This window comes from Thermus kawarayensis JCM 12314 (genome assembly GCF_055393575.1).
Map to the genome: position 1 here is coordinate 1777038 of NZ_AP043756.1, position 14992 is coordinate 1792029.

Annotated in this window: 9 protein-coding genes; 3 read left to right on the top strand and 6 right to left on the bottom strand. The window is 68.8% G+C overall.

All coding sequences use genetic code 11. The features are described 5' to 3' along the window. Positions 1–21 precede the first annotated feature (21 nt). From ACZ5RK_RS09815 to ACZ5RK_RS09825, 3 genes are read left to right on the top strand one after another with little or no spacing between them, the layout of a single operon-like run. Positions 22–2271 (top strand): diguanylate cyclase, encoded by a 2250-nt coding sequence (locus ACZ5RK_RS09815; protein ID WP_464909014.1) that lies wholly within the window; start codon positions 22–24, stop codon positions 2269–2271. A gap of 57 nt (positions 2272–2328) precedes the next feature. Beyond that, positions 2329–4887, top strand: a complete 2559-nt coding sequence (locus ACZ5RK_RS09820) for a sensor domain-containing phosphodiesterase (RefSeq protein ID WP_464909015.1) — start codon at positions 2329–2331, stop codon at positions 4885–4887. 7 nt (positions 4888–4894) lie between these two features. Continuing rightward, complete coding sequence (locus ACZ5RK_RS09825; RefSeq protein ID WP_464909016.1) at positions 4895–8551, top strand: PAS domain S-box protein; 3657 nt, start codon at positions 4895–4897, stop codon at positions 8549–8551. Here the strand turns inward: ACZ5RK_RS09825 and ACZ5RK_RS09830 are convergent. From ACZ5RK_RS09830 to narH, 6 genes are all read right to left on the bottom strand, one after another. Further along, positions 8548–9387 (bottom strand): protoglobin domain-containing protein, encoded by an 840-nt coding sequence (locus tag ACZ5RK_RS09830; RefSeq protein WP_464910080.1) that lies wholly within the window; start codon positions 9385–9387, stop codon positions 8548–8550. The two genes, ACZ5RK_RS09825 and ACZ5RK_RS09830, sit on opposite strands and share 4 nt — an antisense overlap. 206 nt (positions 9388–9593) lie before the next feature. Beyond that, positions 9594–10925: an MFS transporter gene (locus ACZ5RK_RS09835; protein ID WP_464909017.1), complete on the bottom strand. Its 1332-nt coding sequence runs from the start codon at positions 10923–10925 to the stop codon at positions 9594–9596. Beyond that, positions 10922–12250: an MFS transporter gene (locus ACZ5RK_RS09840; RefSeq protein ID WP_464909018.1), complete on the bottom strand. Its 1329-nt coding sequence runs from the start codon at positions 12248–12250 to the stop codon at positions 10922–10924. Before ACZ5RK_RS09840 ends, ACZ5RK_RS09835 begins: the two co-directional genes overlap by 4 nt. A gap of 3 nt (positions 12251–12253) precedes the next feature. Beyond that, positions 12254–12931, bottom strand: a complete 678-nt coding sequence (narI, locus tag ACZ5RK_RS09845; RefSeq protein ID WP_464909019.1) for a respiratory nitrate reductase subunit gamma — start codon at positions 12929–12931, stop codon at positions 12254–12256. A gap of 3 nt (positions 12932–12934) precedes the next feature. After that, on the bottom strand, positions 12935–13447 hold the full coding sequence (locus ACZ5RK_RS09850; protein ID WP_054647170.1) for a nitrate reductase molybdenum cofactor assembly chaperone: 513 nt from the start codon (positions 13445–13447) through the stop codon (positions 12935–12937). A gap of 9 nt (positions 13448–13456) precedes the next feature. Further along, positions 13457–14992, bottom strand: coding sequence for a nitrate reductase subunit beta (gene narH / locus ACZ5RK_RS09855; protein WP_464909020.1), 1536 nt, complete (start codon positions 14990–14992; stop codon positions 13457–13459).

A 14992-nucleotide genomic window follows, 5' to 3' on the forward strand; every position in this document is an offset into this window, starting at 1 on the left:
ATGGGGTAAAGTGGCGCAAATATGACCCCGCTCTACCTGGCCGTGGCCGCAGGCGCCTTCCTCCTGGGGATTGGGGTGGGCCTTCTGGGCTACCCGGACCTCTACGCCCTCCCCTGGTTCATGATCGCCGTGGCCATCGTGGCCAGCGCCTACGGCCTGGGGTACGGGCTTCTCCTCTCCGCCCTCTCCCTCCTCGTCCTCGCCCCCTTCCCTGGCTTTGACCTCATGGCGGTGGGGATCCTCCTCCTCTCGGCCCTCCTCGCCCACCAGGTGGGGGAAGGCCTCCGCCAGGCCCACCGCCGGGCCAGGAGCCTGGCCCGGGCCCAGCGCCTCCTGGCCGAGGCCCTGGAAGCCCTCCCCCAGGCGGAAAGCCGCGAAACCCTCCTGCGAGGCCTCCCCGAGCGCCTCGCCCTCCTGGGCCAAGGGGGCCAGGTGGGGGTCTGGGTTCCCACAGGCCGGGGCTTCCGCCTCCTGGCCAGTTCCCCGCCCCTGCCCCTCCAGGAGGTGGCCGACACGGGGGTCATCGGGTGGGCCTTCAGGGAGGGCAGTCCCGTGCACGTGCCCGACGTGCGCAAGGAGCCCACCTACATCGGCATCCCCGGCCTCACCACCCAAAGCGAGCTCTCCCTCCCCCTCCTGGAGCGGGGGGAGGTGGTGGCCGTCTTGAACCTGGAAAGGGACCGCCCCTTTCTCCCCGAGGAGGTGGAGGGCCTAAAGCGCTTCGCCCAGGCGGTAAGCCTGCAGCTGGACCAGCTTGCGGACCTCCAGGAAAGGCGGCTCCAGGCAGAGCTTTCCGCAAGGCTCCAAAGCGCCCCCACCCTGGCCCAGGCGGCGGAAAAGGCCCTGGCCCTCCTGGTGGAGGCCCTGGGCCTCGAGGCCGGAACCCTCTGGGAGGCCCGGGGCGGCCGCATGGTAAGCCTGGCCCACGTGGGCGTGCACGAGGAAAGCCTCCTAAAGATCCTCCGGGAAGGCCTCCCCTACGGCGTGGGCCTCGCCTGGCAGGTCTACGAGACGGCAAGCCCCCTCTTCACCGCCCGCTACGCCGAGGAGGCCCGGGTGGTGCCCGCCCTCAAGGCCCTGGGCTGGCGGACCTTCGCCGCCATCCCCGTGCCCTCCTTAGGGGCCAGAAGGAGCCGCCGGGTGCTGGTCCTCGGGCAGAGGGAGGAGAGGCTTTGGCGCAAGAGCGAGGAGGAACTCCTCCTTCTGGCCTCCCGCACCCTGGGCCTGGGTTTGGAGCGCCTACAGGAGACGGAGCGGCACCAAGGGGTCAACCGCCTCTTCCTGGATCTTTTGGAAAAACCCTTGGAGGAGCTGTACCAGGAGGTCCTGGAGGAGGCCATCCGCCAGGTCCCCGGGTCCGAGGCGGGAAGCCTCCTGGTGCTGGAGGAGGGCGTCTACCGCTTCCGGGCGGCGGTGGGGTACGACCTGGAAGGGCTTAAGGCCATCGCCTTCCCCCCTGAGGGCATGCTCCTCTGGTACGGCCACCCCGAGGAACGGGCGAGGCAGGGCGAGCCCCGGCTCATGAGCGTGGAGGAGCGGCCCATCGCCGAGATCAGCCACAAGACCGCACCCCCCGAGGTTATAGACCGGGCGGGAAGGGCCACGGAGATCCGGGCCAACCTCTGCCTGCCCGTCCCCTACAAGGGGGAGGTCCTGGCCTACCTCAACCTGGACAACCTCCACGACCCCCAGGCCTTCGGGGAGGACTCCCTGAAGGCCGCCCGCTTCTTCGCCGCCCCCCTCGCCACCCTCCTCCACGAAACCCGCACCCGGAGGCTTTTAGAGGAGGCCGCCCTCACCGACCCCCTCACGGGCCTCCCCAACCGCCGGGCCTTTGAGCGGGCCTTCCTGGAGGAGCTCAAACGGGCGGAACGCTACGGCTACCCCCTTTCCCTGGCGGTGATGGACCTCCGGGGCTTCAAGCCGGTGAACGACCGCCTGGGCCACGCCGTGGGGGACCTGGCCCTCCTAAAGGTGGCCGAGGCCCTGCAGCGGGAAAGGCGGAACGGGGACCGGGTCTTCCGCTGGGGCGGGGACGAGTTTGCCGCCCTCTTCCCCCACACGGGGAAGGAAGGGGCCACCAAGGCGGCCCTCCGCTACGCCCGGGCCATAGAGGCCCTCTGCTTTGAGGGGCTCTGCCTGGGGGTGAACATCGGCCTCGCCACCTTTCCCGAAGACGGCACCACCGCCGATGCCCTCCTCTCCGCCGCCGACACCCGCATGTACCAGGCCAAGGCCCGGGGGCTTCCCCTGCTGGTGGAAGGCCTGTAAAGACCGCCCCGGAGCCCGCCCTTCGGGTGTCGGGTGTATGCTTTACCGGGTCTGGTTATGAGCGGGGGGCATGTACCGGTTTTCGCCCAGGCCCTCCTGTCCCTCCTGCGGCAGGGCCTTCAGGGCCTCCCCGAGGCCCTGCGCTTCCTGGGAGAAGCCCTAAAGGCCCACCGCGCCTACCTCTTCCGCCTGGAGGTGCGGGAGGGGACCTGGTACACCTCCCAGCTGGCCGAGTGGGCGGGCCCGGAGGCCACCCCAGAGCTCCAGAACCCCGCCCTCCAGAACCTCCCCGTGGTGGAAGCGGGCTACGGCCGCTGGCTCCAGGCCTTCCTGGAGGGCCGGGCGGTGGGCGGCCCCGTGAGCACCTTCCCCGAGGCCGAGCGGCCCCTCCTGGAGGCCCAGGAGATCCGAAGCCTCCTGGTGGTGCCCGTGTTCGTGGACGGGGCCCTCTGGGGCTTCCTGGGGGTGGACGACTGCCTGAGAGCGCGGAGCTTTGGCCCCGGGGAGGAAGCCCTGCTGCGGGCGGTGGCCGAGGCCCTGGCCCGCGCCCTGGACCTCTTTGAGCGCCACCGCTGGCTGGAGCGCCTCCTGGCCCTCTCTCCCTTCTACCTGGCCCGGCTGGACGCCCGCGGCCGGGTCCTCTGGGCCAATCCCGCCTGGCGGAGGGCCTTTTCCAAGCCCCCTCCCCTGCCCCTCCAGGACGCCCTGGCCCGCCCGGGCCGCCCCCTAACCGCCGCCACCCCGGGGGCGGGCTGGACCCTCCTGGCCGTGCCCGGACCCGGGAAGGAGGTCCTGGAGGTGCTGGTCCTAGGCGTGGACGAGCGGGAGCGCCAGGAGGCCCAGGTGCGCCAGGCCCGCCACGAGGCCTTCCGGCGCAACCTCCTCCGGGTCTACGAGACCCTCGTGGCCGAGGGGCTTTCCGAGTCCGTCTTTGGACTGGTCCTCGAGGCCGCCCTGGACACCATCCCCAGCGCCCAGGCGGGAAGCGTTACCGTCCTCATAGAGGACGGGTACTACCACTTCGTGGCCGCCCGGGGCTACGACCTACGCTCCCTCCGTCAGGTCCGCCTCCACCCTGAGGAGCCCCTCTCCCTCACCGGGCACCGGGAGGCCCAGGTCTTCACCCGGCGGGACCTGGAGCGCTTCAACCGCAGGCTGGACCCGGGCCGCCGCAAGGTCATGGAGGAGGCCGGGCGCACGCGGGAGATCCGGGCCGTCCTTTCGGTGCCCGTCTACCTGGCCGGGGAGCGGAAGGCCTTCTTGTACCTGGACAACTTTGAGCGGGAGGACGCCTTCGGCCCCTTGGACCTGGAACTGGCCCAGGCCTTCGCCAGCCAGCTCGGGCTTCTCCTGAGGAGGATGGAGCTGGAGAGCCGGCTCGCCCACCTGGCCTACCACGACGTCCTCACGGGCCTGCCCAACCGCCTCTTCTTCCTGGAAAAGCTGTCCCAGGCCCTTAAGGAGGCCCCCTCCCAGCTGGCCGTGCTCTACCTGGACCTGGACGGCCTCAAGCTGGTCAACGATCTGGAGGGCCACGCCGCCGGGGACGAGGTGATCCGCACCGTGGCCGCCCGGCTCCGCGCCGCCCTCCGCCCCCGGGACCTGGTGGCCCGCCAGGGGGGAGACGAGTTCCTGGTCCTCCTCACCGGCCTCAAGGAGCCCAAGGAGGCGGCGCAGGTGGCAGAAAGGCTTCTGGAGGTGGTGCGCCTTCCCCTGCCCCTGGGCCGAAAGGTCTACCACCTCACCACCTCTTTGGGCATCGCCCTGGGGGAGGCGGGGCTTTCCCCGGGGGAGCTCCTGAAGCGGGCGGACCTGGCCCTCTACCGGGCCAAGGGCGAGGGCAAGGACCGCCTGGCCTTCTACGAGGAGGTCCTGCAGGAGGCCCTAAAGCGGGAGATGACCCTCCTGGAGGCCCTGCGGGGGGACCTGGAGGGGGGCGGGGGCCTGTACCTGGCCTACCAGCCCATCGTGGACCTGCAAAGCGGCCGAAAGGTGGCTCTGGAGGCCCTCCTGCGCTGGCGCCTCGCCCCGCCTGCGGAGCTCGTCTCCCTGGCGGAGCGGCACCGCCTCATGCCCGAGCTGGGGGCCTTCGTGCTGCGCCGGGCCCTGGCCGAGGCCAGGCGCCACGGCCTTCCCGTCCACGTGAACGTGAGCCCCCAGGAGCTCCTTCGCCCCGGCTACCCCGCCCAGGTGGCCTCCCTGCTGGAGGAGGTAGGCCTTCCGCCGGAGAGGCTGGTGTTGGAGGTCACGGAGACCAGCCTGGCCCCCGACGAGCGAGGGCGGGACGCCAGCGAAAGCCTCCGCATCCTGAGGGGGCTTGGGGTGCGGGTCTTTCTGGACGACTTCGGGAGCGGCTACTCCAGCCTGGAGCGCCTGGCCCGCCTTCCCGTGGACGGCCTGAAGCTGGGCCAGGCCTTCACCCGGGCCCTGGGAAACCCCCCGGACCCCCGAGGCCCCGCCGCCCGGCTGGTGGCCGCCGTCTTGGCCTTGGCCCAGGCCCTGGGCCTGCAGGCGGTGGCCGAGGGGATAGAGGACGAGTCCACCCTGGCCTACCTGAAAAAGCTGGGCTTCCCCCTGGGGCAGGGCTACCTCCTGGGCCGGCCCGCCCCCCTATAATGAGAAAATGCGCCACAAGGGCGCCTGGAAGATCGCCCTGGCCTACGCCCTCTTCGCCTCGGCCTGGGTCCTGGTAAGCGACCGGCTTCTCCTCCTTTTCGCTTCCGATCCCGAGGCCCTCACCCGGTGGCAGACGGGGAAGGGGGTTCTCTTCGTCCTCCTCTCCAGCCTCCTGGTTTACGCCCTGGCCCGCCGCCTCGAGGCCTTCCTGCGAAGCCAGGCCTTGGCGGAAGGGCGCTTCCGGAGCCTGGTGGAAAACAGCCGGGAGCTCATCTACCTCCTGGACGCCCAGGGCCGGATGCTCTACGCCTCCCCCAACGTGGACCAGGTCCTGGGCTACAATCCCCTGGGCTACACCCGCGAGACCCTCCCGGTCCTGGACTTCGTCCACCCCGAGGACCGCCCCTACGCCGAGGCCGCCCTGGAGGACCTCATCCGCCACCCCGGGGCCACCCGGGAGTACCGCGTGCGCATCCTGGACGCCCAGGGCCAGGTACGGGCGGTGCGGGTCTGGGGGCGGAACCTCCTCCAGGACGAGGCGGTGGGGGCCATTGTCGTAAACGTGCAGGACGAGACCGAGCTGGAGGCGGAGCGGGCCCGGCTGCGAGGCGTTTTGGAAGCACTTCCAGGACAGGTGTACCAGGCACGGGTGGCGGAGGAAGAGGACCCCGCCTACGCCCCCCTGATCTACGCCGCCCCCCGCCAGGCGGAAACCCTTCTGGGCTACCCCGCCGAGGCCCTCCTCCAAGACCCTGCCTTCTACCTCGCCCAGGTCCACCCGGAGGACCGCCCCAGGGTGGAGGAGACGGTGCGGCGGGCCGTGGCCGAGCCCGGGAAGGTCCAGACCTGCACCTACCGCTTCCTCCACGGCGAGCGGAAAACCTGGGTCTGGCTCAGGGACACCGTGGTCTACCACGCCGAAAACCGCCTCCTCACCGGCTACACCTACGACGTCACCCAGGAGGTGGCCCAGGAGGAGCGCTTCCGCCTCCTCTTCCAGGCCCATCCCATGCCCATGTGGGTCTACGACCTGGAAACCTACCGCTTCCTGGAGGTGAACGAGGCGGCCATGGCCAAGTACGGCTACACCCGGGAGGAGTTCCTCTCCATGACCATCCTGCAGATCCGGCCCGAAAGGGAAAGGCCCCGCCTCCTGGAGGACCTAAAGGGAAAGCGCCCGCCCCTCCAGGTCTCCGGCCCCTGGACCCACCGCCTCAAGGACGGGCGGGAGATCCAGGTGGAGATCCACTCCCACACCCTGGACTGGGGAGGAAGGCCCGCCGCCTTGGTGGTGGCCGTGGACGTCACCGAGAAGCTACGGGCCGAGGCCACCCGCAGGCTCCTGGAAGAGGCCCTGGAGGCCGCCCACGAGGCGGTGGTCCTCACCGACCGCCAAGGCACCATAGAGTGGGTGAACCCGGCCTTCACCCGGCTCACCGGCTACCCCCGGGAGGAGGCCCTGGGGAAGAACCTCCGCATCCTCAAGTCCGGGGTCCACGACCGGGCCTTCTACCAGAACCTCTGGGACACCATCCTCTCCGGGAAGGTCTTTGAGGGCGAGCTGGTCAACCGCCGCAAGGACGGCACCCTCTACACCGAGCGCATGACCATCACCCCCGTCAAGGAGGAAGGCGCGGTCCACCACTTCATCGCCCTCAAGCGGGACGTCACCGAGGAGAAGGCCAGGGAACGGGCCCTGAAGGAGTCCGAGGCCCTCTTCCGCACCCTGGCGGAGACCGCCCCCGCCTTCATCCTCCTCTGGCAGATGGAGGACCCAAGGAACCCCAAAAGCGCCCGGCTCACCTTCGCCAACCAAGCGGTCACGGAGCTTTTGGGCTACACTCCGGAGGACCTCAAGGCCAGGCCCATCTGGGAGTTCGTCCACCCCGCCGACCGGGAGAGGGTGCGGGCGCGGGGCCTAGCCCGCCTGGCAGGGGAAAGCCCCCCGGCCTGCTATACCTTCCGCATCCTCACCAAGGAAGGCGAGGTGCGCTGGCTGGACTACTCCGACGCCCGCACCGAACTCCGAGGGAGGCCCGCCATCCTGGGGGTGGGGCTGGACGTCACCGAGGCCCGGGAAAGGGAGCTTGCCCTGGAGGCCTTCGCCCGGGTGGCCGTGGCCCTAAGGCAGAGCGAGGAGGTAAAGGCCATGATGACCCAGGCCCTCGAGGCCACCCTGGCGGCCATGGAGGCCCCGGTGGGGAGCATCCTCCTCTACGACCCGGACACCCGCCGCCTGGAGGAGGCGGCCAGCCAAGGATGGCTTAAGGAGATCCCAGTCCCAAGGACCCTGGAGGGGGAGGGGCTCGTGGCCCGGGCCTTCCGCGGCGAGGTGGTGGTGAGCCCGGACCTGAAGCGCGACCCCCGGGTCCGGCCGGGGGCCCGCCCCCTGGTCCCCGAGGGGTGGAGCGGGGTGGTGGTGCCCCTCTTGGCCGGCACCAACCCCGTGGGGGCCCTCACCCTGGCCTGGCCCCACCCCCGCACCCCCACCCCCAAGGAGGTGGAGCGGGTCCAGCTCATCGCCGAGACCATCGGCAACGCTGTGCGCCGGGCCAGCCTAAGGCAGAAGCTGGCCCGAAGGCTGGAGCACCTGGAGGCCCTCCGGTCCATAGACCAGGCCATCACCGCCTCCCTGGACCTGGGGCTCACCCTGGACATCTTCCTGAACCACGTGATGCGCCTCCCCCTGGACGCCGCCGCCCTCTTCCTGTACGAGCCCGTGGGCAAAACCCTGCGCCTCACCGCCAGCCGGGGCTTTCTCCGGCCCAAAGGGGAGCTTCCCCACACCCTCCGCCTGGGCCAGGGGCACGTGGGCCAGGCCGCCCTTCTGGGGAAGGTGGTGCACGTGCCCGACCTGGCCCAGGACCCCGGGACCCACCCCGAGTTCACCCGGCAGGAGGGCCTGGTCTCGGAGCGGGCCTACCCCCTCTTCGCCAAGGGGCGGCTCCTGGGGGTGCTCGCCCTCTTCACCCGCAGGCCCTGGAACCTCTCCCCCGAGGACGAGGCCTTCCTCGAGGCCCTGGCCGGTCAGAGCGCCATCGCCCTGGACAACGCCCTCACCTTCCAGGCCTTGCAGCAAAGCCGGCGGGAGCTGGAGGCCGCCTACGACCTCACCCTCTGGGGCTGGGCCAAGGCGGTGGAGCTCCGGGACCAGGAGACGGCGGGGCACACCGAGCGGGTCACGGACCTGACCTTGCGCTTGGCGAAGGCCCTGGGGGTGCCGGAGGAGGACCTGGAGCACATAAGACGCGGGGCCATCCTCCACGACGTGGGCAAGATCGCCATCCCGGACGCCATCCTCCTCAAGCCCGGCCCCCTGACGGAGGAGGAGTGGCAGGTGATGCGGCTCCACCCCGTCTACGCCTACCAGTGGCTTTCCGGGATCCCCTACCTGAGGAAGGCCCTGGAGATCCCCTACGCCCACCACGAGCGCTGGGACGGCTCGGGCTACCCCCGGGGGCTCAAAGGCCTGGAAATCCCCCTCTCCGCCCGTATCTTCGCCGTGGTGGACGTGTACGACGCCCTCACCTCGGACCGGCCCTACCGCAAGGCCTGGCCCCAGGAGAAGGCCCTGGCCTACCTCAGGGAGGAGGCGGGGCGGCTCTTTGACCCCGAGGTGGTGGCGGCCTTCCTGGAGCTCCTGGCCGAGGAAACAAACCCCTAGCGCCCCGGAGGAAGGAGGGTGATCCGGTCCTCCGGCTCGAGGGGGGTGGCCAGGCCCTGGAGGTAGCGCACGTCCCGCCCCTGGAGGAGTACGGCCCAGCGGGGCCGCAGGCGGTAGAGGGTCTTGGGCTCCAGCCAAAGCCCCACCTCCTCCTCGGAGGCCACGCCCTCCAGGGCCAGGTCCCGGAGGCCCGGGTTCACGGAGAAGACCTTATTCAGGGCCTCCCCCACGCTTTCCGCCCGCAAGAAAAGGGGCTCGGGCTGGGCCGGGTAGGCCAGGCCCACCGCCTGGAAGCCCACCTCGGCCCTTCCCTCCCGCAGGGCCAACGCGGCGTCAAAGCCCTTGCGCATCACCTCCTCCTGGGCCGAGAGGTAGACAAGCCAGGGGCGGACATCCCCCACCCTTTCCGCCACGTACCGCCCCACCATGGCGAAGGAAAGCCCCACGTACTCCGGGGGGATGCGGGCCCGCTTGGGCCCAAGCCCCCCGTGCCAGAGCCCGGCCCGGTACACCTCCCGGGCGAACTCCCTCGAGGTGTCCACCCCTAGGGTGCGGGCCAGCCAGGCGGCGAAGAAGGCCCGCCTCAGGTAAAGTTCCTCCTCGGGTACCCTTCCCTCCCAGCCCAGGGCCTTGGCCGTGCTCGGGTGGCGGCTCAGGTGGTCGTAGACGCCGGCCACGAAGGAAGCCGCCTCCGCAAGAAGCCTCTCCGCATCCAGGCGCATGGCCCGCTTTTCCGCCTCCCCCAGCCCCCCGAAGGCGAGGAGGTCCCGAAAGACCTCCTCGGGCAAAGGGGGCAGGTCCAGCACCAAGGCCTCCTCGGCCGAAACCGCTTCCACCTCCAACCCCTCCTTTCCCTCAGCATATCCCCGGCCTGGCCATGGCGTGGTGGCGAGGAGCCATAGCCCCTCGTAGCCCTCCCACACGGGCCCCACCTCCTTGGCGGCGGCCATGCGGTGCTGCGCCACGGCCCGGCCCCCTCGCCGCCACGACCTGGGTCAAGACGAGCCCCCGGGGGGAGAACCCGCCCGGGGGCTTCCCCACCTCAGCAGGGCTTCTCCGCCCCCTTCCTGGCGTAGAAGTACCAGTTGAGGAAAAGGTTCAGGGCGTAAAAGACCATGAGGCCGTAGAAGAAGGCGGTGAAGCCCCCCGTGGCCCGCTGGGTGTAGGCGGCCAGGGTGGAGAAGAGGAAGGGCCCGTAGGCGGCCACGGCCGCCGTCCAGCCGATGACCCCTCCCGCCTGCCGGGGCGGGAAGATCATGGGCATCTGCTTGAAGGTGCTGGCATTCCCCACGCCGCTGAAGAAGAAGACCAGGAGCATGGCCATCAGGAACATCGGAAACTGCTCCAGGGAGGTGGGCCGGGTGAAGAGGGTGACGAGGAGGGCCGAGAGAAAGATGCCCAGGGCCGAAACCTGGGTGACCACCGCCCCCCCCAGGCGGTCGGCGAAGGGGCCGGCTATCACCCGGGCCAACGAGCCCACCAAGGGCCCCAGGAAGGCGTACCGCAAGGGGTCGGGGGCCCCTTCAAACTTCCCGTAGACCTCGCGAATCAAGAGGGGGAATATGGCGGAGAAGCCCGAGAAAGAGCCGAAGGTCATGATGTACAGGCTGGTCATGATCCAGGTGTGCTTGTCCCGGAAGATGTCCAGCTGCTCGCGGAAGTTGGCCCGTATGGGCACGCTCCGGAGGTAGACCCAGGCGAGAAGGGCGCCCAACAAGACGAGGGGCACCCAGACCAAGGTGGCGTTCTGCAGCCAGATGGGCTGGGACACCCCGGGCTTGGGGGTGAAGGTCTGTGGCCCGCCCAGGAGGGAACCGAAGAGGGCAAAGCCGATGACCCAGGGGGTCACGAACTGCACGATGGAAACGCCAAAATTACCGATACCCGCCTGCAAGCCCAAAGCCGTCCCCTGGAGGCGCTTGGGAAAGAAGTAGCTGGTGGAGGGCATGAAGCCGGAGAAGTTGCCCCCGCCAATGCCGGCCAAGAAGGCCAGGAGCAGGAGCGCCCCATAGGGGACCCCCGGGTTCTGCACGGCGAAGCCCCACCCCAGGAGGGGAATGAGAAGGAGCAGGGTGGAGAAGGTCACCAGCCGACGGGTGCCCAGGATGGGGGGCAGGAAGGTCCAGACGATGCGTAAGGTGCCCCCGGCCAGGCCGGGCATGGCCGTCAGCCAGAAGAGTTGCGTTGTGCTCAAATCAAACCCTGCCTTGGGCAAGCGCACCACCAGGGCGCTCACCACGTACCAGGTGATGAAGGCAAGGGTGAGGTTGAAGGTGGTGATCCAGAGGGTGCGCCAGGCCAGGGCCGGGTCCCAGCGCTTGGGATCTTCCGGGTTCCACTCCGAAAGCCACTCGGTCTTTTGGGTGCGGGTCATGGCCGATCTCCTTTCACCTCAAACTCGTTCCTTAGGTGCCGGGCCTCCGCCTGGAGGAGCTGGAGCACCGTGAGGTGCATCCACAGGAAGGCGAGGAGCGTGAGGACAAAGAGGACGAAGAAGGTCATCTGGGGAAGACCGGTCCAGGCCTGGGCGTAGGCGAAGAGGGGCGGGAGGAAGAAGCCGCCCAGGGCCCCCAGCATCCCCACAAGCCCGCCCACCGCCCCCACATCCCGGGGAAAGTAGGTAGGGATGTGCTTGTAGACGGCCGCCTTGCCGATGCCCATCCCCACCCCGATGAGAAACACCAAGGCGGTGAAGAGCCAGACGTTCATGGTGAACCGCATGACCTCCTTGGTCCCCGCCTTGGTGTAGAGGACGATGTGCCCCTCGGGCATCATCAGGACGCCCGAGGCCAGGAGGATGATGCCGAAGGTCCAGTACATCACCCGCCTGGCACCTAAGCGGTCGGAGAGGTACCCCCCCACCGGGCGCAAAAGGCTCGCCGGGAAGATGAAGAGCGCCGTGAGGAGGGCCGCCTCGTGCAGGGGGAGGCCGAAGACGTCCACGTAGTACTTGGGAAGCCAGGCGGAGAGGGCCACGTACGCCCCAAAGACCACCACGTAGTAGAGGCTGAAGCGCCAGACCCGCACGTAGCGGAGGGGCCTTAGCATCTCCAGGAAGGGCCTCCCCTGGCCTGGGCGCTTATCCTTTCTGGGGGTGCCGAACCAGAGGGCGAAGCCCATGAGGACCAGAAGGACCGCATAGAGGAAGGGAATGAAGCGCCACCCTCCCGGGATGAGCCCGCCCAGGTACCCGGCGGCGGGCACGCTGGCGATGAGGGCCGGGCCGATGAACTTGGTGACGCTGGCCCCCACGTTACCCGCCCCAAAAACCCCCAAGGCGAAGCCCTGCTGTTCCTTGGGGAACCAGGCGGAGTTCCAGGCGATGCCCACGCTGAAGCTGTTGCCGGCGAAGCCCACCAGGAAGGCGTAGAGGAGGAGTTCCTCGTAGCTCGCCGCCCGGGAAACCAGGTAAGCGGGGATGGCGGTGAAGAAGAGCATGAGGGTGAAGACCAGGCGCCCCCCATAGCGGTCAGTAAGGATCCCGGCGAGAAGCCGCCACAAGGACCCGTTCAGGATGGCCACGGCCGAGATCCAGGAAAGCTGCACGTCCGTGAGGCCAAACTCCTTGCGAATGGGCACGCCCAGCACCCCGAACATCAGCCACACCGCGAACATCAGGGTGAAGGCGAGGGTGGAAAGCCAGAGCACCCGGATGCGGTCAGGGCGCTCCTTCTGCAGCAGAAGGGGATCATGGGTCATGGTTCACCTCGCAAGCTTGCGCACCCAGACGACGATCTGCCAGGGGCGCGCCACGTATCCCAGGGGAACGGTGACGATGTGGACAAGCCTGGAAAAGGGAAAGAGGGCCAAGAAGAGCCAGAAGTTGAAGACGTGAAGCTGGGTCCAGAAGGGGAGGTCCTGGAGGAGCTCAGGCCGGGGGTTTAGGGTGAGGACGGACCAGAGGTAGGGGGTCATCACCGCCGGGAACCAAAAGGCCCCGTAGCGGTAGAGGACCGCCGTAAGGACCCCGGTGAGGGCGGAGATAAGGACGACCACTAAGACCGCGTAGTCCATGGGGGTGGAGGCCGCCCGTACCCGGGCCACGGAGATGCGCCGGGCGAGGAGGACGTAGGTGCCCACGAGGGCCCAAAGCCCCAGGCCAAGCCCGGTGATCTCCAAGAGGTAAAGCCTTATGGGCACGGCGTTCCAGAGGAAGAGCCCCTTGGGGAGGAGAAGGGCCAGAAGGTGCCCAAGGAGCACAATCACCAGGCCCCAGTGCATGGCGGTGGAGCCGAAGAAGAGGCGCTTCTGCTCCAGAAGCTGGCTGGACTGGGCCGAGACCGAGAAGGGCCTATAGACCATGCGGTAAGCGGTCACCGCCACCGCCAGGGTCAGGGCGATGTAGGGGAAGACGCCGAAGAAGAGGGTGTTCCAGCTCATCCGTCACCTCCTTTCCGCTATCCCCTGCAAAGCCTCCTGAACGGCCTCGAGGATCAGGAGGTAGGGGTTCTTGGCGTCTAAGGTCCTTAGGGTTTTCTGCATCTCGGAAAGAGCCCGGGGAAGAATCTCCACAAGCTCCGGCAAAGGCTTTTCCGCCCGGGCCAGGTAGCGGAGGACGTTGGTGAGGTGGTCGGGAAGCTCGCTCCCCGGGTCCAGGCCGAGCTCGCGGAAGGCCCGCACCAAGGCGGCCAGGAGCTCTCCCCGCTGATAGCTTTCCCCGTAGACGGCGAAGCCCACGTAGGGCGCGGTGGTGGGGGTGAGGTCCAGGGTGCGGGTGTAGAGCTCCTCCCACTCCCCTAGGGAGAGGTCCTCCACCTGACGCAGGAAGCGCTCCAGCCTCTGCTTGGCCAGCCCCCTGGGGCAGGCGATCCAGCGCCGCCAGAGTTCCTCCAGGTGGCCCGGCATGGGGTAGGCGAAGGCCAGGGCCAGGGTTTCCAGAAGCTCGGGGTTTCCCATGATCCCCTCCTATTCCCCGCGCAGGGGCGGCTGGATGTACCCAAGGCCCGTCTCCCCCTTGTGGGCCAAGGGGTCCTTGAAGACCTCTGCGGCCATCTCCCGGTGGTACGGGGGAAGGACGAACCGCTCCTCCAGGGTGGGCAGGGTGGTGAGGCGGTAGATGGCCTCGGCCTCTTCCAGGGTGAGGCCGGCATCCTCCAGGACCCGGAGGGCCCTCTCGGTGGGACGGCCCTCGAGGCTCTCCTGCCGCTTCAGGATGCGCACCGCCAGCATCTTCTTGAGGACGGGAACGATGAGGGCCTCGTTTCCGGCGGCGAAGAGGCTCGCCAGGTAGCGCACGGGCAGGCGGGCCTTCTCCAGGCTGGCGTAGACCTCAAAGTCCAGGTCGGTCTCCGGGAGGTCCAGGCGCACCAAGCCCCCGTTCCCCTGGCTTGCACGCAGGGCCTTCTCCACCGTGGCCACCACCGGGGAAAGGGGCGGGACGTAGAACATCATGGCCAGGGTACGGTACTCGGGATGGAGGGGTAGGGCCAAGCGCCAGACCTTGACGAACCGGTAGATGGGGCTTTTCTGGGCAGCCCGGATCCAGCCCTCGTCTATCCCCTCCGCCTGGGCGGCGGCGATGACCTCGGGGTCAAAGGGGTCCAGGATGAGGGAGAGCTGGGACTCCACCAAGCGCTCGTCCGGCACCATGGCCGCCTCGGGGATGCGGTCGGCATCGTAGAGGAGTACTCCCATGTAGCGGATGCGTCCCACGCAGGAGTGGGCGCAGGCCGGGGCCTGGCCCGTCTCCAGGCGGGGGAAGCAGAGGATGCACTTCTCGCTCTTGCCCGTGGCCCAGTTGTAGTAGACCTTCTTGTAAGGACAGGCGGCCACGCACATGCGCCAGGCTTTGCACTTGTTCTCGTTGACCAAAACCACCCCGTCCTCGGCCCGCTTGTAGATGGCCCCCGAGGGGCAGGCGGCCACGCAGGCGGGGTTCAGGCAGTGGTTGCAGATCCGGGGCAGGTACTGGAAGACCACGCCCTCAATCTCCGAAAGCTGGGCCCGTATCTCGGGGTCCAAGGCCTCCAGGTTGGGGTCGTTCTGGGCGTAGAGGGGGCTCCCCCCAAGGTCGTCGTCCCAGTTGGGGCCGGCCTCCGGGATCATGGATTCCCCGGTGATCATGGACACGGGGATGGCCGTGGGCTGGTCCTCGCCCTCCGGGGCGGTGAAGAGGTCCGAGTAGCGGAAGGTGAAGGGCTCGTAGTAGTCGTCCAGGGAGGGCAGGGCGGGGTTGAAGAAGAGGCGCAGAAGCCCTTGGGTTCGGGAGTGGAGCCTTAGGTCCAGGTGGCCGTCCTTGTACTCCCAGCCCCCCCTAAAGCGCTCCTGGTCCTCCCAGCCCGTGGGGTAGCCGGTGCCGGGGCGGGTTTCCACGTTATTCCACCACATGTACTCCGCGCCCTTGCGGTCCGTCCAAAGGTTCTTACAGGCCACGGAGCACGTGTGGCAGCCGATGCACTTGTCCAGGTGGAAGAGCATGGACATGTGGGCTCTGACCTTCAT

Coding starts and splice junctions, on each gene's coding strand:
- ACZ5RK_RS09825 (WP_464909016.1), top strand. CDS start 4,895: ATGCGCCACAAGGGCGCCTGGAAGATCGCCCTGGCCTACGCCCTCTTC.
- ACZ5RK_RS09820 (WP_464909015.1), top strand. CDS start 2,329: ATGAGCGGGGGGCATGTACCGGTTTTCGCCCAGGCCCTCCTGTCCCTC.
- ACZ5RK_RS09840 (WP_464909018.1), bottom strand. CDS start 12,250: ATGACCCATGATCCCCTTCTGCTGCAGAAGGAGCGCCCTGACCGCATC.
- narI (WP_464909019.1), bottom strand. CDS start 12,931: ATGAGCTGGAACACCCTCTTCTTCGGCGTCTTCCCCTACATCGCCCTG.
- ACZ5RK_RS09815 (WP_464909014.1), top strand. CDS start 22: ATGACCCCGCTCTACCTGGCCGTGGCCGCAGGCGCCTTCCTCCTGGGG.
- narH (WP_464909020.1), bottom strand. CDS start 14,992: ATGAAGGTCAGAGCCCACATGTCCATGCTCTTCCACCTGGACAAGTGC.
- ACZ5RK_RS09850 (WP_054647170.1), bottom strand. CDS start 13,447: ATGGGAAACCCCGAGCTTCTGGAAACCCTGGCCCTGGCCTTCGCCTAC.
- ACZ5RK_RS09835 (WP_464909017.1), bottom strand. CDS start 10,925: ATGACCCGCACCCAAAAGACCGAGTGGCTTTCGGAGTGGAACCCGGAA.